The organism is Nocardia sp. NPDC005366, assembly GCF_040606855.1.
Lineage (GTDB): Bacteria > Actinomycetota > Actinomycetes > Mycobacteriales > Mycobacteriaceae > Nocardia.
In genome coordinates, this window is sequence record NZ_JBEXFQ010000018.1 from 41,521 (window position 1) to 61,338 (window position 19,818).

General features: G+C 67.4%; 18 protein-coding genes. 12 read left to right on the forward strand and 6 right to left on the reverse strand.

Translation table 11 applies throughout. The features are described from left to right. Positions 1–74: 74 nt before the first annotated feature. The 4 genes from ABZS43_RS21075 to ABZS43_RS21090 all read left to right on the forward strand — a co-directional run bounded on the left by ABZS43_RS21075 (position 75) and on the right by ABZS43_RS21090 (position 3,831). Complete coding sequence (locus tag ABZS43_RS21075) at positions 75–713, forward strand: TIGR03086 family metal-binding protein (RefSeq protein ID WP_355037613.1); 639 nt, start codon at positions 75–77, stop codon at positions 711–713. 103 nt (positions 714–816) lie between these two features. Continuing rightward, positions 817–1,425 carry a CHAP domain-containing protein gene (locus ABZS43_RS21080; RefSeq protein ID WP_355037614.1) on the forward strand — a complete coding sequence of 203 codons (609 nt, stop codon included), beginning with the start codon at positions 817–819 and terminating at the stop codon, positions 1,423–1,425. Between the two features lie 151 nt (positions 1,426–1,576). Then, positions 1,577–2,938: a hypothetical protein gene (locus tag ABZS43_RS21085; protein ID WP_355037615.1), complete on the forward strand. Its 1,362-nt coding sequence runs from the start codon at positions 1,577–1,579 to the stop codon at positions 2,936–2,938. Between the two features lie 185 nt (positions 2,939–3,123). Next, a complete protein-coding gene (locus tag ABZS43_RS21090; protein WP_355037616.1) occupies positions 3,124–3,831 on the forward strand; it encodes a DUF1906 domain-containing protein in 708 nt (235 codons plus the stop codon). 4 nt (positions 3,832–3,835) lie between these two features. On the opposite strand, the gene ABZS43_RS21095 is transcribed toward ABZS43_RS21090, so the two are convergent. Then, positions 3,836–4,195 carry a hypothetical protein gene (locus ABZS43_RS21095; RefSeq protein ID WP_355037617.1) on the reverse strand — a complete coding sequence of 120 codons (360 nt, stop codon included), beginning with the start codon at positions 4,193–4,195 and terminating at the stop codon, positions 3,836–3,838. A gap of 194 nt (positions 4,196–4,389) precedes the next feature. Further along, positions 4,390–5,172, reverse strand: coding sequence for a hypothetical protein (locus ABZS43_RS21100; RefSeq protein ID WP_355037618.1), 783 nt, complete (start codon positions 5,170–5,172; stop codon positions 4,390–4,392). A 398-nt stretch (positions 5,173–5,570) separates the two neighbouring features. Between ABZS43_RS21100 and ABZS43_RS21105 the strand changes: the two genes are divergently transcribed. Beyond that, positions 5,571–6,833: a mannosyltransferase gene (locus ABZS43_RS21105; RefSeq protein WP_355037619.1), complete on the forward strand. Its 1,263-nt coding sequence runs from the start codon at positions 5,571–5,573 to the stop codon at positions 6,831–6,833. On the opposite strand, the gene ABZS43_RS21110 is transcribed toward ABZS43_RS21105, so the two are convergent. Together ABZS43_RS21110 and ABZS43_RS21115 are read right to left on the reverse strand one after the other, a co-directional pair. Further along, the gene (locus ABZS43_RS21110) at positions 6,772–7,068 is read right to left on the reverse strand and encodes a 4a-hydroxytetrahydrobiopterin dehydratase (protein WP_355037620.1); all 297 of its coding nucleotides are present in this window, start codon (positions 7,066–7,068) and stop codon (positions 6,772–6,774) included. The two genes, ABZS43_RS21105 and ABZS43_RS21110, sit on opposite strands and share 62 nt — an antisense overlap. 139 nt (positions 7,069–7,207) lie before the next feature. Then, on the reverse strand, positions 7,208–7,384 hold the full coding sequence (locus tag ABZS43_RS21115) for a hypothetical protein (RefSeq protein WP_355037621.1): 177 nt from the start codon (positions 7,382–7,384) through the stop codon (positions 7,208–7,210). Between the two features lie 156 nt (positions 7,385–7,540). Between ABZS43_RS21115 and typA the strand changes: the two genes are divergently transcribed. From typA to ABZS43_RS21145, 6 genes are all read left to right on the forward strand, one after another. After that, the gene (typA, locus tag ABZS43_RS21120) at positions 7,541–9,439 is read left to right on the forward strand and encodes a translational GTPase TypA (RefSeq protein WP_355037622.1); all 1,899 of its coding nucleotides are present in this window, start codon (positions 7,541–7,543) and stop codon (positions 9,437–9,439) included. 168 nt (positions 9,440–9,607) lie between these two features. Then, positions 9,608–11,347, forward strand: coding sequence for an ABC transporter family substrate-binding protein (locus tag ABZS43_RS21125; protein ID WP_355037716.1), 1,740 nt, complete (start codon positions 9,608–9,610; stop codon positions 11,345–11,347). After that, on the forward strand, positions 11,344–12,219 hold the full coding sequence (mshB, locus tag ABZS43_RS21130; protein ID WP_355037623.1) for an N-acetyl-1-D-myo-inositol-2-amino-2-deoxy-alpha-D-glucopyranoside deacetylase: 876 nt from the start codon (positions 11,344–11,346) through the stop codon (positions 12,217–12,219). The genes ABZS43_RS21125 and mshB overlap by 4 nt, the downstream gene beginning before the upstream one ends. A gap of 68 nt (positions 12,220–12,287) precedes the next feature. Beyond that, positions 12,288–12,446, forward strand: a complete 159-nt coding sequence (locus ABZS43_RS21135; RefSeq protein ID WP_355037624.1) for a hypothetical protein — start codon at positions 12,288–12,290, stop codon at positions 12,444–12,446. Beyond that, complete coding sequence (locus ABZS43_RS21140) at positions 12,443–12,943, forward strand: hypothetical protein (RefSeq protein ID WP_355037625.1); 501 nt, start codon at positions 12,443–12,445, stop codon at positions 12,941–12,943. Before ABZS43_RS21135 ends, ABZS43_RS21140 begins: the two co-directional genes overlap by 4 nt. 149 nt (positions 12,944–13,092) lie before the next feature. Further along, positions 13,093–14,649: an FAD-binding protein gene (locus ABZS43_RS21145; protein ID WP_355037626.1), complete on the forward strand. Its 1,557-nt coding sequence runs from the start codon at positions 13,093–13,095 to the stop codon at positions 14,647–14,649. A 24-nt stretch (positions 14,650–14,673) separates the two neighbouring features. On the opposite strand, the gene ABZS43_RS21150 is transcribed toward ABZS43_RS21145, so the two are convergent. Both ABZS43_RS21150 and ABZS43_RS21155 read right to left on the reverse strand, forming a co-directional pair. Then, complete coding sequence (locus ABZS43_RS21150; protein ID WP_355037627.1) at positions 14,674–16,359, reverse strand: PH domain-containing protein; 1,686 nt, start codon at positions 16,357–16,359, stop codon at positions 14,674–14,676. Then, the gene (locus tag ABZS43_RS21155; RefSeq protein WP_355037628.1) at positions 16,356–16,853 is read right to left on the reverse strand and encodes a PH domain-containing protein; all 498 of its coding nucleotides are present in this window, start codon (positions 16,851–16,853) and stop codon (positions 16,356–16,358) included. The genes ABZS43_RS21150 and ABZS43_RS21155 overlap by 4 nt, the downstream gene beginning before the upstream one ends. A 303-nt stretch (positions 16,854–17,156) precedes the next feature. Between ABZS43_RS21155 and ABZS43_RS21160 the strand changes: the two genes are divergently transcribed. Continuing rightward, a complete protein-coding gene (locus ABZS43_RS21160) occupies positions 17,157–19,757 on the forward strand; it encodes a bifunctional FO biosynthesis protein CofGH (RefSeq protein ID WP_355037629.1) in 2,601 nt (866 codons plus the stop codon). Positions 19,758–19,818 lie beyond the last annotated feature (61 nt).

Consider the following 19,818-nt stretch of genomic DNA (forward strand, 5'->3'; position numbering starts at 1 on the left):
TACGCTGAGGTCAGCACCGAGGAATACCCACCGAGGAATACCCACCGAGGAATACCCACGGCGAAAGGGCCGACATGACTATCACCACCGCTCCACTGACCACTGTCTGGCGCACCGTGCTCGACGAGTCCTACCGCGCACTGGAGAACGCGGTCGCCCGCGTCGACGCGGACCAGTGGCGACTGCCGACCCCGTGCTCGGAATGGAATGTCGCCCAGGTGGTCCAGCACGCCGCGGGCGATCAACTCGGCTTCGCCGCGGCGCTCGGCTTCGGTGCGGGCCCCGCCTACAACCCGTTCGAGCCGTCCGGCGACATCGAGGGCGCACCGCTGGATCTGGTGCGCGCCGCCCTCGAACCGGCCGTGCTCGCCTGGTCCACCGTGACCGACGAGACCCCGACCGTTCCCACCCCGCTGCCGCACGGTGAACTGCCGACACCCGTCGCCGCGGTGATGTGCGCGCTGGACGCCGCCGTGCACGCCTGGGATATCGCGGTCGCCACCGGCAATCCTTCCCCGCTGACCGACGAACTCGCAGGCCGTCTGCTCACCGCCGCGCGCACCGTCAACCCGGCTCCTGGCGGCGGTCCCTCGATGGAAATCGTCGAGCCGCTGCGCCAGTGGGGCGCCTACAGCGCCGTCGTCGACGGCGAACCGGACGACGGCGCGGTCGAGCAGTTGCTGCGCTACCTGGGCCGCGACCCGCGGGCATGACCGACACCCGGCGCATCGCGGTCGGAGCGGAACCGTTCGGCCGGCCCGTTCGTCCAATTCATAGGGCCGAGGGTCGGTCGTGACGCGCTGAAACCGGGGGAGTATGTCCGAACGAGATTCGACGACGACGCGAGCAGGTCTGTGGATCACCCTGGGGGCACTCGTCGTCGTGCTCGCGGCCGGGGCGGCGCTCGGGGTGCGATGGTGGCACGTCCACACGCCGCGGCACGCGATCGTGGGGGAGAGTCCGGCCGAATTCCCTGTCATAGACCGATCCGTCCTCGATCCGGCGCAGTCCAGACTTGTCGCGGTCGCGGAGCGCGAATTCGAGAATCCCGGTGACGGCACCAAATATTCCGAGGGCGTGCGCGAACCGTGGTGCGCCGATTTCGTGAGTTGGGTCATGCGGGAAGCGGACAGTGCGCTGCGGAATCCGCATTCGGGATCGTGGCGGATTCCCGGCGTCTACACCCTCCAGGAGTACTACCAGGACGCGGGCCGATTCACGCCGTTCACCGACGGCTACCGGCCGCGCACCGGTGACGTGCTGTTATACGGTGATGCCAGTCCGTTCACCCAGCACACCAATATCGTTCTCGCCGCCGAGAACGGGGTCGTCACCACCATCGGCGGCAACGAGTACGGCGAGGTCAGGATTCATCGGTTCGCGCTCGCCGGGGTGCCGGGCGTGGTCGGATTCGGACGGCTGTGAGAATCATTGCCGCTCAGCCGAAATGGTCGGCGCGGGCCGGTTCGGCGAGTCCGGCGCGAGGACTTACCATTGAGTAGGCGGCGCCCGGCAGCGCTGTCACCCCGGAGCCCCGTCCTGCTACCCCCTCATCAGCAGGACGGGGCTCCACCTCGTGAGCTGGTGTCTCGTCGGTCTCCGGCCGCAGCCGCTGGGGCAGTCCATCGAACAGCGGCAACGCCAGGTCCAGAGCACACTCGACCCCGAGATGCCTCCCGCGTGGGCCGTCACCCCCGCCCTGAAGGGCGGAGCACTGGCCCACGATTCGGTAGCGTGTCCGATATCCCGTCCACAGGTAAAGGGTTCCGGAACACTCATGCAGCCGATGACGCAGCCGACCGACGAAACGAGCGGTGATCCGGGCTGGATCGACTACGCCGAATTCGGCGAGCGCTTCGTCACCCATGCGGTGACCGAGGAGCGGATCGTCGCGGCGGTGTCCGGAATCGCCGGTCGGGGGATGACCATAGGCCCGTTCTCGATCGGCCCCGCAGGGCTGGCCGGATTCGTCGCCGAGGGCAAAGTGGGCGAGCCGACGGTGTTCCGGCACGACCCCCACGTCGTCTTCGCGCTCACCGTCCCGCTCTCGTTGACGGTGAAGGTGCTGCTCGGTGGCCGCAAGCTGCGATTGTCGGCCGTGGTCGAAATAGATCTGACGTTGCGCGCTCGCACCGCCGAACCGGTGCTCATCGTCATCGATATCCCGCCGATCAGCGCCCGCGACGTCAGTTTCGTGCTGCGTGCGCAGGCCGTGGACTCGGCGTGGGAGTGGCTACTCGATCCCATCGCCGGCATGGTGCAGCGCGAGGTCGCCAACCGCGTGAACGCCATGCTCGACGAGCCGCAGTCGCGGCGCGGCCGGGTCTTCGATATCGACGCCATGATCGCGGGCGTCCGCTCCGAACATCGCGAGCAGGCCGAATTCGACTGGATCGACTACGGCCGATTCGGCACGAACTTCTTCCACCACGTCGTAACTCGCGACCGCGTCTTCGACGTGGTCGAGCGAATGGCCGGTCGTGCGATCGAGGTCGGGCCGCTGCGAACGGGGCCGGGTAGGAAGGCCACGGTCACCGTGCGCGGATCGATCCGAGTGCCCGAGCTGACCAGGCGTCCGATCGAGGATCCCGAGCACGAGCCGGTGTCCTTCGATCTGATGCTGCCGGTGAGCCTGGACATCACCGTCGATGTGCTCAAGGCCCACCACTACCGCGCCGACGTCGAAGTTCCACTGGTGTTGACCGCGCACGCCGCCGATCCACTGCGCCTGGTGATCGATGTGGTGCCGCCCGCGCCCGACCATATCCGGCTGGCATTCAAGGCGCACGGCATGCGCGCCGCCACCCTCGGGGCGCTCGCCGGTATCAAGAAGCAGATCGTCGCACAGGTCGCCGAGGTCGTGCGCGCGGAGTTGGACGACAGCGCGAAACGGACCATCGATGTAGCGGCGCGTATCGCCACGGTCACCCGATCGTGACGCCTGTGGCGAGTGTGATGAGTGTGTCCGATGGGTCTAGCGGTTCCAATGTGAATGTGGTGAAATGAGTCCACGTTCGAGGCTCCCGGCGCGCGATCGAACCTTGGGGAAGGTGCGCCGGGCACGCTGCCGCTTTTTCGAAAGCCGTGCTTTCCGATTCCGGGGGGAGCGCGAAGGAGTCTGCGATGCGTTCGATGGACCTGTCCCGACGTGAATTATTCGCACTGACCGCCGCCGTGGCTGTTGTCGGTGTCACCGCGCCGACAGTTTCGGCCGCGGGAGAACTCGGCACCCTGATCGACTACGCGGGCGGCGTGCCCGACGCGGCGGCCATTCGCGACGCGGGCCATATCGGCGTGATCCGGTATGTCTCCGACCGCCGCCCCGGTGCGGAATGGATGGAGGGTAAGCCGCTGCGCGCGTCCGAGGTGGACGCGCTGCACGAGGCGGGGCTCACCATCGTCTCCAATTATCAGTACGGCAAAGGCCCGACCGCGGATTGGCGCGGCGGACTCGAAGCGGGGAAACGCCATGCAACGCGGGGGCTGGAATTGCATCGTCAAGCCGGTGGTCCGGACGACCGGCCCATCTACGCCTCGATCGACGACAATCCCTCCGCGGTGGATTTCGCCACGATGATCGCGCCCTATCTACTGGGCTGGGAATCGGTACTCGGCAGGGGAAACGTCGGCGTGTACGCGAATTCGCCGACCATCGAATTGGCCCGCGTCGCCGGGCTCGGCTCGTGGTACTGGCAGCACAACTGGGGTACCCCGAAAGGGTTCGTCCATCCGGTCGCGCACCTGCATCAATTCGAAATCGACAAACGCGCGGTGGACGGCGTCGGTGTCGACCTGAATTCGATCCTGCGGCCGGAATACGGTCAGTGGTAGCGGTTCACGTCTGGCAGTGACAGACCGGCGCCACCCGCAGATCGGGTTCGTCGTCGGGGACCACCCGCAGATTCGGGCGCGAATCCGGTGCGTCGTGATCGCCCTGCCACGAAAGCAGCGACCAGCGCGACAGACCGGAGAAGGCCGACCCCAGGCTGCCGAAGGAACCCGAGGACATCATCGATCCGAAGGATCCGACCGATCCGATCGACAGAATCGACCCGACGCTGCCGATCGACAGGATCGAATAGGCGGAACCGATGGAAAGGATGGAGCCTTCCGACCGGAACGACAGGATCGATCGCCGCGATCGCTTGCTCCGTATCGATCGGCCAGGCCGCACGGTTGCCTCGACAGTCGCCATGTCTTCGGTCTACCACAGTGTTGTGGCCCGTGCGCGCGATCACCGAGATTCACGGGCGTGCGTGTCGGCCCTGGGAACGAAGTGCGAAATCGCCGATCTCCCGGAGCCGCAACGGGACACGGAGGCGGTCGAACAGCGAACCGCCTGCCGCCGACAGTGATTGTGGCAGCAGGCGGGTTCGATCCGAAGCGGGATCAGACGGTGAAGAATCCGAGCGTCGGGAGGAACGAGCAGGTACGCGCCTCGGCATCGGGTGCCTTGGTGGTCAGCGAGCCGCCGACCACCGCGACGATGCGGCCCGAACCGGTGTTGGCGATAGCCGACAGGGTGGCCGGGCCGTCCGGGTTGATCTTGGCCTCGTCGGTCAGCGCCTGGACGCCGCTCTGGCGGGTGTCGAGGTTGAGCCACTGCACCGTCATCGGCGGATTCTGCTCCGCGGTCGGCGCCTTGGTGCCGAGTGCGGTGAAGACGAATCCGGTCTGACCCGCCGCGGGTCCGGGCGGCGGCAGCTGCGCCGGGCCGGGGACCGCGAGTGCGGTGCCCACCGAGTCGGCGGAGGCGCTGATGCACCCCTTGCCGATGGTCGGGTACAGGAACTGGGCGATGACCGGCCCGTCCTGCGGAGGTAGCTCGGGGCCGCCGCCGCCGCTGCCGTCGAGGAACGTGATGATCCGTTCCAAGGTCGACTTGATCTGCGGCGGCAGGTTCAGCGTCGCCAGCAGGGCACGCGCCTGCGCGAGAATGGCGGACTGCGGGCCGTCCGCGATATCGGCCGGACCCGCGATCGACCCGACGATTGCCGGGGTAAGCGCGGCCAGCGCGTCTACCGGAACACCCTCCGGAACCATGGGGATGCTGTTCGGGACCGCGGCGGGCGCGGGAGCGGGCGCCGCCAAAGCGGTCGGCGCGGCAAGCGAAGCACTCGCCGCCAGGGCGAGAGCGGACAATGCAATCCGCGTTCCTCGGGTGCGAAGCACTGGTCTAGCCGTCCTTACCTTCGGGTACATCTGGAGCGATGCAAAAAGCCATCGTTTCGGGTCACTCTAGGGACAACGCCACCGAGTTGTACAGCTGCGGTGTCCGACAGGTTCTGTGGACGATCAGTGTTATCGGAAGGTAGCGCGCCGCCGGTGTTACTGGTGTGAAAGGTGATGCAAATGTTACCTGTGAATTTTTTGCTCGGCGGGGCTGTGCGCGGGGTGCCGCGAGCAGGACCGACCGAATCCGTCGGCGGTTCCCGGATTCATGTGTCCGATCGAGTGGATCGGGGCTCCGGTTAATGTAGTCGGAGCCTTCGGCTCTTGTCGCCGAACACACCGAATAATTTTCCGGCGGGTCGAGACCGTGACCCGCACCGACGTCGAAAGCCTGCGATGTGAACCGAGAGAGCGCTCGGACGGATAGCCGTCCGACCGCCGCACCCCTACGACTGGCAGTGCTCGCGCTCGCTTTATCGGTGCTGGCCCGGCTGCTGTGGATGCTGCTGTCGGACAACGGGATGAATCTCGTCGATCTGCACGTCTACGTCGGCGGCTCGGCCGACCTGCTGACCGACCGGCTCTACGACTACACCTACGCGGAGAAGACGCCCGACTTCCCGCTGCCCTTCACGTATCCGCCGTTCGCCGCGCTGGTTTTCTTCCCCCTGCACTACCTGCCGTTCACCGCGGTCGCTGTCGGCTGGCTGCTGGCGACGGTCGCGGCCCTGTACGGCGTGGTGTGGATCAGCCTCGAACTCATCCTCGGCAAGCAAGCGCTGCGCGCGCCGGGCTGGCGGGTGGCGGCGGTCGGCTGGACCGCGGTCGGGGTCTGGCTGGAACCGGTGCGGACCACGATCGACTACGGCCAGGTCAATGTCTTCCTCGTCTTCGGCGCCATGCTCGCGGTCCGCAGTACGCGGTGGTGGTTGTCGGGCGGGCTGGTCGGGATCATCGCGGGTATCAAACTGACCCCCGCCATCACCGGGCTGTATTTCGCCGCGCGCCGGCGCTGGGCGACGGTGGCGTGGTCGGCGGCGGTATTCGGGGCGACCGTCGGCATCAGCTATCTCATCAACGATCACGAGGCGACACGATATTTCGGAACTCTGCTCGGCGACGCCGACCGGATCGGGCCGGTCGGATCGGTGTGGAATCAGTCCCTGCGCGGTGCGCTGAGCCGGATCCTCGGCCACGATGTCGAATCGGGACCGTGGTGGATCGCGTCCGTGCTCGTCGTCGCCGTGCTCGCGTTCTTCGCCTGGCGCGCACTGGATTCGGACGACCGGCTCGGGACGCTCGTCGTCGTCCAGTTGTTCGGGCTGATGGTGTCGCCGATTTCGTGGTCGCACCACTGGGTGTGGCTGTTGCCGACGGTGCTGTGGCTGGTCTACGGACCGCTGCGGCGGGCGCCGGGCGCGCGCGTGCTCGCGGGCTACTGGCTGGCTACCATGCTGGTCGGCCTGCCGTGGATACTGTCGTTCTTCCAGCCGACGATCTGGGAGATCTCCCGGCCCGGTCTGCTGTCCTGGCTCGGCGCTGTCGACGTGCTCGGGGTGCTGTGGTGCTACGCCTGGGTCATCCGCTCGGGGCGTCCGCTCAGGAGAAGCGGGGCGCCAGCCGATCGATCTCGCGAGCCAGCGACACGTCCAGCTGGGTGAGTCCGCCCGCCGAGTGGGTCGACAGCGCGAAGGTGACATCGCGCCAGCGGATGTCGATATCGGGATGATGGTCGGCCGCCTCGGCGACTTCGGCGACCGCGCGCACCAGTTCGATGCCCGCCGGGAACGAGGCCGCTGTGACCGTGCGGGTCAGCGCGGGCCCGGATCGGGTCCAGTTCGGGAGCGTGGCGACGGCTTCGGCGATCTCGGATTCGGTCAGCAGCGAGGTGCTCATATTCCGGTTCTACCCTCGTCGCCGGATTTCATCGCGCTCCGGCGCGGCGATCCCGCGAACCTGCCCGGTTAGTCGTAAATGTCGCGTTCGCCGGAGTAGTCGATCGCCGTGGAAGGCAGGTATGCCCGACGTTCGCCGGTCAGGCCGCGCGGGCGTGTTTGAGCGCCTTCTTCAGATCCTTGCCGCTGCAGCCCGCGGCCTCGGCTTTCTTCATTCGCATGATGACCACGGGGCATTTCACGCAGCGCGTCTTCTTGCGACAGCACTTCTTCTTGGGTTTCAACGAGGAAACCTTGTTTGCTTTGACCTTGCCCACGGTGGTTAGCATACCCTTAGTACCCTGCCGGGGGACCGGGGGCGAGTCTATTGCCGGTAGGGTGTAAAACTGGCCGCAATGCCCGGTGAGTTTCGATTCTCCACCTGTTTGCAGGGGTCGGCCCGCACTTATACCCAACAGCAGGAGGATTGAGGCGTGTCGTCTGCACGCGATTTTCGCAACGTCGCCATCGTGGCCCACGTAGACCACGGTAAGACGACTCTGGTCGACGCCATGCTTCGTCAGTCCGGCGCTTTCGCCGAGCGCGCCGAGCTCGTCGATCGAGTCATGGATTCCGGTGATCTGGAACGCGAGAAGGGCATCACCATTCTCGCGAAGAACACCGCGGTACACCGGCATAACCCGGACGGATCGGTGACTGTGATCAATGTCATCGACACTCCCGGCCACGCCGATTTCGGCGGTGAGGTCGAGCGCGGCCTGTCGATGGTCGACGGGGTCGTGCTGCTCGTCGACGCCTCCGAGGGGCCGTTGCCGCAGACCCGCTTCGTGCTGCGCAAGGCGCTTGCCGCCTCGTTGCCGGTGATCCTGGTCGTCAACAAGACCGACCGCCCGGACGCCAGGATCGAGGAGGTCGTCGAGGAGAGCCACGATCTGCTGCTCGATCTCGCCTCCGATCTGGACGACGCCGCGGCCGAGGCCGCCGAACTCGCCCTCGATCTGCCGGTGCTCTACGCGTCCGGCCGTGAGGGTAAAGCGTCCAAGGAACGGCCGGAGAACGGCAACGCCCCCAGCGCGGAGAACCTGGACGCGCTCTTCGACGTGCTGATGGAGTACATCCCGGCGCCCAAGAGCGATCCGACCGCCCCGCTGCAGGCGCATGTCACCAACCTCGACGCCTCCGCCTTCCTCGGCCGTCTCGCGCTGGTCCGCATCTACAGCGGCGAACTGCGCAAGGGCCAGAACGTCGCGTGGATGCACGCCGACGGCGTCAAGCAGGTCAAGATCACCGAGCTGCTCCAGACCGTCGGTGTGGAGCGCAAACCGGGTGAAATCGCCGTGGCCGGTGACATCGTCGCCATCGCGGGCATTCCCGATATCATGATCGGCGACACGCTCGCCGACGTCGAGAATCCGGTCGCGCTGCCGCGCATCACCGTCGACGAGCCCGCGATCTCGGTCACCATCGGCACCAATACCTCGCCGCTGGTCGGCCGGGTGCAGGGCCACAAGCTGACCGCCCGCATGGTGAAGTCGCGCCTGGATTCGGAACTGGTCGGCAACGTCTCGCTGCGGGTGCTCGATATCGGCCGCCCCGATGCCTGGGAGGTGCAGGGCCGCGGCGAGCTGGCACTGGCCATCCTGGTCGAGCAGATGCGCCGCGAGGGTTTCGAGCTGACCGTCGGCAAGCCGCAGGTGGTCACCAAGCAGGTCGACGGCAAAGTGCATGAGCCGTTCGAAGAGCTGACCATCGACTGCCCCGACGAGTACCTCGGCGCGATCACCCAGCTGCTTGCCGCCCGCAAGGGCAAGATGGTGCAGATGAACAACCACGCCGCCGGGTGGGTGCGGATGGAGTTCATCGTCCCCTCGCGGGGTCTGATCGGTTTCCGCACCGACTTCCTCACCGAGACCAGGGGCACCGGCATCGCCAACGCCGTCTCCCACGGGTACGCGCCGTGGGCGGGTGAGATCCGGGCCAGGCATACCGGCTCGCTGGTCTCCGACCGCGCGGGCACCGTGACGCCGTTCGCGATGATCCAGCTGGGCGATCGCGGCCAGTTCTTCGTTGAGCCGGGCGCGGACACCTACGAGGGTCACGTCGTCGGCATCAACCCGCGCGCCGAGGATCTCGATATCAACGTCACCCGCGAGAAGAAGCTGACCAATATGCGCAGCTCCACCGCCGACGTGTTCGAAACCCTCGCCAAGCCGCTGCAACTCGATCTCGAGGGCGCGATGGAATTCTGCGCGGGCGACGAATGCGTCGAGGTCACCCCCGAGGTGGTCCGGGTGCGCAAGGTGATCCTCGGCGCCACCGAGCGAGGCCGGGAGCTGTCCCGGCGGAAGGCTCGGGACCGGGCCGCGTTGTAGTGCGGACGTTCGCTGACGAACCGGGATCGCGATCCGGCGGATTCGACTCCGCCGGATCGCGGTGCTTCGGGCAGGGAAGCGTCGGCCGATGGTCGGCGGCTTGCGAGGCTGGGTAGAGTGCGCACCGTGAGCTCGGGGGCAAGACGACGCGCGACGGTGCGCACGGTGCTGGCAGTGCTGTCGGTGGTGGCGGCCTCCGTGACAGGGCTCGTCGGATGCACCGCGAATCCGCCGCCGCCGATCGAGAGCACCGACAGCCCGAAGACGACACCGGCGAAACCGGGAAAGCACACCGTCGTGGTGGCGATCGACGACATCGGTATCGGATTCAATCCGCATCTGCGCGCCGATCAGTCGCCCGCCAACGCGGCGGTGGCCTCGATGGTGTTGCCGAGCCCGTTCCGTCCCGCGCCGAATCCGGCCGTACCGGGCGCCACCGAGTGGGTGCCGGACACGGCCCTCGTCACAGCGGCGGAGGTGACCGCGCAGGAGCCGTTCACCATCACCTACACCCTGCGCAATCAGGCCAACTGGTCCGACGGAGCGCCGATCGCCGCCGAGGATTTCCGGTATCTGTGGCAGCAGATGATCACCCAGCCCGGTGCGGTCGATCCGGCGGGCTACCGGCTGATCGCCGATGTGAGTTCCTCCGGCGGCGGCAAGACCGTCACGGTGACCATGAATCAGCCGTATCCGGCCTGGCGTGAGTTGTTCGTCGACCTGCTGCCCTCCCATCTGCTGAAGGATTCGCCCGGCGGATTCGTCAACGGCCTCGAGGAGCCGAGTCAGGTCTCCGGGGGTAATTTCGCCATCAAATCGGTGGATCGGGGACGCGACGAGATCCTGCTGGAACGTAACGACCGATATTGGGGCACGCCCGCCGCGCCGGACCAGATCCTGTTGCGCCGCGGGGGAACTCCCGCGCAACTCGCGGAATCACTGCGCACCGGCGACGCTCAGATGGCGCTCGTGCACGGTGGCGTCGCCACCCAGGCCCAGTTGGCGGCGATCCCCTCGGTGCGCACCGCGATCATGCCGCAGTCGCGCGAACTGCAATTCGTATTGAACGGGCGCAGTGGGGATCTCGGCGATCCCCGGGTGCGTCGCGGCGTTGTCGCCCTGCTCGATCCCGCCCTGCTCGCCACCGTCGGCGCGCAGACAGGAGGCTGGGTGGAACCGGTCAGGGCACAGATCCTGACCCCGTCCGATCCCGGTTACCTCCCGACCGCGCCGCCACGCGCTACCGCCGACGAGGCGTTCGGGCTGCTGGCCGAGGCCGGTTACGTGCGCGCGCCCGAGCAGCCGACGGCGGCATCGCCCACCTCGCCCGCGCCGCGTCCGCGCACCGTCGCCAAGAACGGCCGACAACTCGTCATCCGGATCGGCGCGGTGACCAATGACGCGACCGCGCTCGCGGTCGCCAATACCGCCGCGGACCAATTACGCAGCGCCGGAATAGATGCCAGCGTGCGCAGTCTCACCGCCGACGCGCTGTACGGCAAAGAACTGGTCGACAGCGGTGTGGACGCGCTGGTGGGCTGGGAGGTCGCGGGCGGTGATCCGGCCACCGCGCTCTCCTCGCGTCACGGATGTCCGCCGGTCGTCGATCCCGCGATGACCGACGACGCGAACGCGGCCGTCGAGGCGGCGCGGCGCGCGCCGAGCAATCTGTCGGGCGTATGCGACCCCGTGTTGCAGCCGGGTATCGATGGCGCGTTGCGCGGTATCGACGTCGGGCGGGTGCTGGCCGATGCCGAGCCGGGGCTGTGGAATCTGGCGACGACGCTGCCGATCGTGCAGGACAACGTGGTCGCCGCATCCGGTCCGTGGGTCGACGGGGCGTCGCTGAGCGGCGCGATCCAGGTCGGCATCTTCGGTGACGCCGCGATGTGGAGGCGGATTCCGTGAACGGCGGCATTCTGTTGGTGCACGCCCATCCGGACGACGAATCCATCACCACCGGCGGCACTATCGCCTACTACCGCCGCCGCGGGGTTCCGGTGACCGTGGTGACCTGCACTCTCGGCGAGGAGGGCGAGGTGATCGGGGAGCAGTGGGCGCAACTGGTCGCCGATCGCGCCGATCAACTCGGCGGCTACCGTGTTCTCGAATTGACCAGGGCGCTGGCCGCTCTGGACTGCGCGCCGCCACGATTCCTCGGCGGGGCCGGTCGCTGGCGCGATTCCGGCATGGCGGGTACCCCGTCCGCCGAGAATCCCAGGGCTTTCGTGCATTCCGGCTCCGCGGCCGTCGACGCACTCACCGAGGTGGTGCTGGAACTGCGCCCGAAGGTAGTGATCGGCTACGACCCGCGAGGCGGTTACGGTCACCCGGATCATATTCGCGCGCACCAGATCACGACCGCCGCCGTCCATGCCGCGGCCGAACGCGGTTGGGACACACCGAAATTCTATTGGACCGTGACCGACGCCGATATGCTCCGCCTACACACCGAAGTGCTGGCGCGGCGCACCGTCGAGGGGTTGCCCGGTGCGCTCCCGCCGGGTTGGCGACTTCCGGTCGTGGGCGAATTGGCAAGTGTGCCCAGTCATTCGGTGACGACGACAATCGAGGTATCGGATGTGCTCGCCGCCAAACGCGCGGCGCTGCGCGCCCACGCGACACAGGTGACGGTGGCTCCGTCGGGCCGGGAATTCGTGCTGTCCAACAATGTCGTGCAGCCGGTTCTGCCCGAGGAGCATTATGTGCTGGCGCGCGGCGAACGCGGTCCGACCGGAGCCGACGGGCGCGAGCACGACCTGTTCGCCGGTATCGACTGACACGGCAGCTGCCCGGTGGCCGCGGACGGCGACTGACCCGCGGGTGTCGAGCGGAATAGACTCGTCATATGTACAACTGGCAGCTCCAGGACGCCATCGTGGCGTTCGTGGAGAGTATGAAGCCGAACTGGCCGGCGCAACACGAGCTGTACATGTCGGTGCTGTACACCTTCGTCGACATGCAGAGCCACCTGCTCTCCCTTCTCGGTTACCCGCCGGTCTCGTGACGGCGACCGTCGATAAGCGGACCGGAGCGACCGGCGCCGCCCGGGACCGGCTGGAAGGGATTCCCGCCGTCGCGGTGATGTCGGTACTCGTCTTCAGCGGCCTGTTCACCCTGGTATTCGAGGTTCTCTACCTCCCGGTCTACCTCGGCAGCGGCAGCGTGCCCGCGCCGGAGCCGGAGGTGGTCGCCGCCCCCGCCGGACTGGCCGCCGCGCTGACCGATGGCGCTGTCGCCTTCCCGGTCACCGCCCTGCTCGCCGGGGTGCTGAACGTAGTGCTGGTCGCGGCCATGCGTACCCTCACCGACCGACCCGGCGTCGCACTGCTCCCCGTGCTCGCGTGGACTTTCGGTTTCTTCGCCTGTTCTGTCAGCGGGCCCGGTGGCGACATCATGCTGCTCAGCGACTGGCCGACACTGCTGCTGCTCCTGTGTGGATTGGTCCCGCCGCTGGCCTATACCTTCGCCGGATCCGCCCCCGGGAGAGTGCGCCCGAGCTGAATGCGGGCCGCTCGTGTGGCGCGGTACGCAGTACCCGTGTCCTACCGGCGGCGAACGCATCTACCCCGCTCGGTGAGATTTCGCGCGTCGGCTGACGACCCGCTACTGTTTCGATCGATTATATCGACGCTCCACTCGGGGGAAGTTCAATGTTGTTGTCTCGTCGCGGTTTTCTCGTCGCGCCCATTGTCGCCGGCGCGGTGACCGCGCTGAGTCAGCCGGTCGCGAATGCCCTGGAACCGACGGTCGTGCGCGCGGGCGATGCCGACTACCTGACGCTGGCGACGCGTGGTTACAACCGGCGGTTCGCCGCCCGCCCGCAGCAGATCTTCGTGCCGTCGAACGCCGAGGAGGTCCGGCTGGCGGTCGCCCGGGCGGTGAGCGAGGGATCGCCGCTCGCGGTGCGGTCGGGCGGGCACGGGTTCGACGATTTTGTCGACAATGACCGGACCAAGACGATTGTCGATCTGCAGCGGTTGAATGCGGTGTCGTGGGACGAGACCCATCGCGCGTTCTCCGTCGAATCCGGCGCGGATCTCGGCACGGTGTACGAGCGGTTGCTCGGTGGTTGGGGCGTGACGGTTCCGGCGGGGATCTGCAAGGGTGTCGGCGCGGGCGGTCATGTGAGCGGCGGTGGATACGGTCCGCTGTCGCGGCGGCTCGGGCTGATGGCCGATCACCTGTACGGGCTGGAGATCGTCACCGTCGACTCGAGCGGTGCCGCCTCGACCGTAGTGGCGACCAAGGACGGTCCGAACGCGGATCTGTGGTGGGCGCACACCGGCGGCGGGGGCGGCAATTTCGGGGTGGTGACGCGGTATCTGCTGCGCTCGGCGGATTCCGACGGCGCTGATCCGGCTCGGGCGCTGCCGAAATCACCGGGGAGCATGCTGCATACACGGCTCGCGCTGCCGCTCGCGAACGAGGAGTCGTTCATTCGTTTCGTCGGCAACTACCTCGCGTTCTTCGAGCGGCACAGTGCGCCGGGCGATCCGTTCACCGGCCTGTACGCGCCGCTGCACATCCGTCCGGGTATCACGGGCTCGGATGTGCTGATTCTGCTCGACGGCGACCTGCCCGACGCGGGGAAGATGTTCGACGAGTTCGTCGCCGCCATCTCGGAGGGGGTGACACCGGGACTCGTCATGCTGCCGCCCACCCGGGCGTCCTACGCCGATACCGTCGCGAACGTCTACTACGCCAAGGGCATGCCCGGTTTCCGGGTCAAGGTCAAATCCGCCTATCTGCGCAAGTCGTATTCGACCGAGCAGTTGCGGACCCTGTACCGCTACCTGACCGATATCCGTTTCCTCGGCGAATCCCAGCTGGAATTCATGCCTTTCGGCGGGGCGACCAACGCCGTGGCCGCCGACGCCACCGCTGTGCCCGCGCGGGACTCGTTCATGAAGGTGCTCGTCCACGCGGCCTGGCGACTTCCGGGCGACGACGACCGCTATGTCGCCTGGGCCAGAGAGATGTTCCGCGACGTCTACGCCGACACCGGCGGTGTGCCCGTGCCGAACGAGTTCAACGGTGGCAGCTACATCAACTACCCCGATCCGGATCTGGCCGACCCGAACTGGAATACCTCAGGGGTGCCGTGGCACGAGTTCTACTACGGCGGCAACTACGAACGGCTGCGCGGGATCAAGGCGACGTGGGATCCCGGTAACGTCTTCCAACACCGACTTTCGATCGGTCGATAGCCGCGCGAGGTCGGTGGCCGGTATTCAGTCCGTGACGGGTGGATTCGGCTCGCCCTCGCGCGGGAAGGAGCGGACGCCGAGTAGGCCGGGAGTGATGGCCGCGATCAGGGCTCGGGCGTCTTCCATCGGTATGTCGACCACCACGTAGCGCTTCTTGCCCGCGGCGGTGGCGGCCACGACCGTCGCGATACCCGATCGGCGCTGCCAGAAGGACTGGCGCACGGTCCAACCGATGATGCCGGGGCCTTCCAGGCAGTCGCGGTCGCGGTCGAGTGATCCGGCTCGGGTGATCAGCCAGGCCGGGGTGGTCGCCGTCGCGGGAATGACGGCGTGGCCGAGTCCACGGTAGCGGTCCTCGGCGAGGGCGGCGGCGATGAGTGCGGTCGATGCCGGAAGTAGCCACCACCACGGGGAGAAGTCGAGTCCGGCCAGAGTGCACAGCAGCAGAATCACGACGGTGATGAGGGACGGGGCGAGCGCGCGGGTGTAGCGGCGGCGGCGCGCGACGACGCCGTGGGGTACCAGGGGGATGCTGCCCTGGGGACTCAGCAGGGCCGACGTGCTGTCGTCGCGGGCGGTCGGATGGTCAGCGGTTGTTGTGAGCGCCCTATCGCCTTGTGTGCCATAGGTTGTCGTGCCCCGCGGAATCGCCGCGCGCGAGGCGAGTAATTCGGCGAGGGTGCGTTCCACCGCGGACCTCGGCGCTTGCGGCAGGAGTTTCTGGCGTGAATTCTCCCCGACCATGATCGCCTCGAGTTCGGCCGCGCCGGAAAGTCGCAGCAGCAGTGGCTCGTTGATGGTCGCGCCGCGGAACCGTGCCAGATCCAGGGTGATCTGCCTGGTGGTGAACAGGCCGTGACGCAGATGCAGCGTGCGGCCGTTGTCGGTGACCCGGAGGCCGAAATAGGTTGCCAGATAGCGGGTGCACGCGGCCAGGCTGACGAGTGCCACGATGGCGGCGACAAGGCCGAGCACGATAACGGAGACCAGTGCCGCGGTGCCCTCCTCGATACTCTGCGCGGCATTCGAGCGGAACAGGGCTTCGCCGAGTCCGTATTGGAATCCCACGCCGACGATCGGCGCGATCACCGCGAATCCGGTGAGTGAGAGCGGCGCGTAGCGAACCCAGCCCGGCTGCCAATGCCCGATCTCCCTTTCCGGCATCGGTTCCGAGACAACGCGGTGCGAGGGCGCGTCATCGGAAGGCGGGATCGTCTGTTCCCCCGTGGTTTTCGGTGAGCCGGACACATGCGCGAGCAGTGTCGCGCGCACGGCCGGCACCTGATCGCGGTCGAGCGAGTCCAGTCTGAACTTCTCGCCCTTATCCGCCTGCTGTCCGGTGCCGATCACCATCACCGCCAGGCCAAGTGCGCGGTGCAGCAGATCGGATTCGATGTCGACGGAACGGATTCGGGAGCGCGGCACCGAGAGTTTGCGTCGCTGGATCAGACCGGTTCGCAACTCGACATGCGTCGGCCCGATCCGGTAGGTGGTGGTGAACCATCGCGTGAGCGCGAATCCGACGATCAGGGCGAGCGGGATGAGACTCCACCCGTGATTACCGCTGCTGGTCCCGAGAATGAGCGTGCCGATCAGTACCGGGATGAATTTCACGATCTCGTTTACCGGATGGACCAACAGCATTCGCCTGTCCAGGCGAAGCCATGGCTCCTCGGTCCCGGGCTCGGGACCGGGTAGCGAAGCGCTCATGTCGCGTCCCCGCGGTGCAGCGCCGCGATCTCGGTCAATCGCGTCACCGTCTGCTCGGCCATCGGAAGGTCAAGCGCCTCGATCCGCACCGCCCCGGCGGAGGAGGCGGTGGTGACCGTCACCGTGGCCAGCCCGAGCAATCGCTCCAGCGGTCCGCGTTCGGTGTCGACCGTCTGCACCCGTGAGATGGGCGCCACCCGGCTTTCCTGCGTCAACCAGCCGACCCGTGTGTACACGGCCTCGTCGGTCACCTCCCAGCGGTGCACCGCGTACCGCCACCACGGAACCACCGTCGCGCTGAAGATCCCGAGGACGAGCACCACCATCAGCGCGACGCCCTGCCATCCGCGATGTCCCGCGTCCAAGAGTGCCCAGATCAGCACGGCCGCGACCGGAATCAGCCAGAATACGATGGCCTGCAGACTCCACAGGCGTTTCGCCTTGGGACTGGGACGCCAGGCCGGATCGGCCAGTATGGTTCGCGGTTGCGACATACCGCCATCGTGGCACGAACATCGCGGGCCCCGTCGGCTCAGCGCGACTGTGCGACGCATCCCTCGGGTGAACCAACGGGCCGACGAGGCGGGAGCCCCGGCGGGCATCGCTGAACGCCGCCTCCCCACGCGGTCGGCCGGACCGCCCGGCGCGGTTCGTGGAATAACCGCGCGCCACCGCGAGGTTGTGCTGCTGACGACTACGGCGTCGCCGTCGTCGTGCGCGTGGCCGTGCATTGCGTCGGCTCGCTCGCGACGCGCACTCACGTGCACTGGAGGAAGACAGCGAAGGATGTGTAGCGCATGATCGAGGGCGTGACCGAGCTAGTGACACCGAGTGTCCCCCCCGCGCCGCCCACGTCATCGGCCATGCGCCGGGCGCTGCGGCGTGCGCGTGACGGTGTGACCTTGAACGTGGACGAAGCCACCGTGCTGCTGCATGCCCGCGGCGAGGATCTGGTCGACCTGTGCCGCAGCGCCGCCAGGGTGCGCGACGCGGGCCTGGAGTCGGCGGGTCGCCCGAAAACCATCAGCTACTCCCGCAATGTCTTCATCCCGTTGACGAAGTTGTGCCGGGACAAATGCCACTACTGCACCTTCGTCACGGTGCCGGGCAAATTGCGGGCCGAGGGCAAGGGCATGTTCCTCGAACCCGACGAGGTGCTCGAGATCGCGCGCGAAGGGGCGGCGCTCGGCTGTAAGGAAGCCCTGTTCACCCTCGGTGACCGGCCGGAGGATCGCTGGCCGGAGGCCGCGCAGTGGCTGGACGAACGCGGCTACGACTCCACGCTGGACTACCTGCGCGCCGTGTCGATCCTGGTGCTCGAGGAGACCGGACTGCTGCCGCACCTGAATCCCGGTGTGATGAGCTGGGCCGAGATCTCCCGGCTCAAGCCGGTGGCGCAGTCCATGGGCATGATGCTCGAGACCACCTCGGCCAGGTTGTTCACCGAGAAGGGGCAGTGTCACTACGGCAGTCCCGACAAGGATCCGGCGGTGCGGCTGCGGGCGATCACCGATGCCGGACGGCTTTCGGTGCCCTACACCACGGGCATCCTGGTCGGCATCGGCGAGACCATGACCGAGCGCGCCGAATCGATCATGGCGATTCGCAAGCAGCACAAGGCATTCGGGCATATCCAGGAAGTGATCATCCAGAACTTCCGCGCCAAGGACGACACCGCCATGCGCGATGTGCCGGACGCGGGGCTGGAGGAGTTCCGCGCCACCATCGCGGTCACCCGGCTGCTGCTCGGTCCCGACGTGCCGGTGCAGGCGCCGCCGAATCTGGTCTCCCAGCGGGAATGCCTCGCGCTCATCGACGCGGGTATCGATGACTGGGGCGGGGTCTCGCCCGTCACGCCCGACCACGTCAATCCCGAACGGCCGTGGCCGAATCTGGACACCCTGCGCGAGATCACCGAGGCGGGCGGCTACCAGCTGGTCGAGCGGACCTCGGCGCACCCGAAGTACGTGCGCGCGGGCAATCCGTGGATCGATCCGCGCATCGGTGCGCACGTCGCCGCGCTCACCGATCCGGCGACCGGGCTGGCGAATCCCGACGCGATGCCGGTGGGTCTGCCGTGGCAGGAGCCCGACGAGAACTGGGAATCGGCGGGTCGGGTCGATCTCAATACCTCGATCGACGTGACCGGACGCAAGACCGAGAGCCGCAGCGATTCCGGACTCGGCCAGGAGGTCGTCGGCGCGTTCGGCGATTGGGACACCATTCGTGAGCAGGCCCGCGATCTGGCGATCACCGCGCCCCAGCGGCTCGACGCCGATGTGCTGGCCGCGCTGCGGGCCGCCGAAGCCGATCCGGCCGGCCTGAGCGACGCCGAATACCTGGCGCTGGCCACCGCCGACGGCGCGGATCTGGAAGCCGTTGTGGCGCTGGCCGATCAGCTGCGCCGCGAGGTGTCCGGCGATGAGGTCACCTACGTGGTGAACCGGAATATCAACTTCACCAATATCTGCTACACCGGATGCCGTTTCTGCGCCTTCGCCCAGCGCAAGGGCGATGCCGACGCCTTCACGCTGAGTACCGACGAAGTGGCGGATCGGGCCTGGGAAGCCTACGTCGACGGCGCGAGCGAGGTCTGCATGCAGGGCGGTATCGACCCCGACCTGCCGGTCACCGGGTACGCGGATCTGGTGCGCGCGGTGAAACGGCGGGTGCCGTCGATGCACGTGCACGCGTTCAGCCCGATGGAGATCGTGAACGGCGCGTCACGCGGCGGGCAGAGCATCAGGGATTGGCTGGTCGCGCTGAAAGAGGCTGGGCTCGACACCATTCCGGGCACCGCGGCCGAAATCCTCGACGACGAGGTGCGCTGGGTGCTCACCAAGGGCAAACTGCCCGCCTCGGCGTGGATCGAGGTCATCACCACGGCGCACCAGGTGGGCCTGCGCTCGAGTTCGACCATGATGTACGGCCACGTGGACAATCCGTCGCACTGGGTGGGCCATCTGCGCGTACTACGCGGAATCCAGGACGAGACAGGCGGTTTCACCGAATTCGTGCTGCTGCCCTTCGTCCACCAGAGCGCTCCGCTCTATCTGGCTGGCGCGGCCAGACCCGGCCCGACCATCCGCGACAATCGCGCGGCCCACGCCCTGTCCCGCATCATGCTGCACGGCCGTATCCCCAATATCCAGACCAGCTGGGTCAAACTCGGCACCCAGGGCACCCGCATGATGCTCAACGGCGGCGCCAACGATCTCGGCGGCACCCTCATGGAGGAGACCATCTCCCGCATGGCGGGCTCGCAGCACGGCTCGGCCAAAACCGTCGCCGAACTGCGCGAGATCGCGGAGGGTATCGGCAGGCCGGTGCGCGAACGCACCACCGTCTACGGCCATATCGACCGCAAGGCCACCCCGGTTCCGCTGGTCGTCGGATAGACCCCCCGGACGTGCCGCCCATCTCGGTACCACGCACCGGGATATGGGCGAGGTGGCCGTC

Coding starts and splice junctions, on each gene's coding strand:
- ABZS43_RS21075 (WP_355037613.1), top strand. CDS start 75: ATGACTATCACCACCGCTCCACTGACCACTGTCTGGCGCACCGTGCTC.
- ABZS43_RS21080 (WP_355037614.1), top strand. CDS start 817: ATGTCCGAACGAGATTCGACGACGACGCGAGCAGGTCTGTGGATCACC.
- ABZS43_RS21090 (WP_355037616.1), top strand. CDS start 3,124: ATGCGTTCGATGGACCTGTCCCGACGTGAATTATTCGCACTGACCGCC.
- ABZS43_RS21095 (WP_355037617.1), bottom strand. CDS start 4,195: ATGGCGACTGTCGAGGCAACCGTGCGGCCTGGCCGATCGATACGGAGC.
- ABZS43_RS21110 (WP_355037620.1), bottom strand. CDS start 7,068: ATGAGCACCTCGCTGCTGACCGAATCCGAGATCGCCGAAGCCGTCGCC.
- ABZS43_RS21135 (WP_355037624.1), top strand. CDS start 12,288: ATGTACAACTGGCAGCTCCAGGACGCCATCGTGGCGTTCGTGGAGAGT.
- ABZS43_RS21145 (WP_355037626.1), top strand. CDS start 13,093: ATGTTGTTGTCTCGTCGCGGTTTTCTCGTCGCGCCCATTGTCGCCGGC.
- ABZS43_RS21150 (WP_355037627.1), bottom strand. CDS start 16,359: ATGAGCGCTTCGCTACCCGGTCCCGAGCCCGGGACCGAGGAGCCATGG.
- ABZS43_RS21155 (WP_355037628.1), bottom strand. CDS start 16,853: ATGTCGCAACCGCGAACCATACTGGCCGATCCGGCCTGGCGTCCCAGT.
- ABZS43_RS21160 (WP_355037629.1), top strand. CDS start 17,157: ATGATCGAGGGCGTGACCGAGCTAGTGACACCGAGTGTCCCCCCCGCG.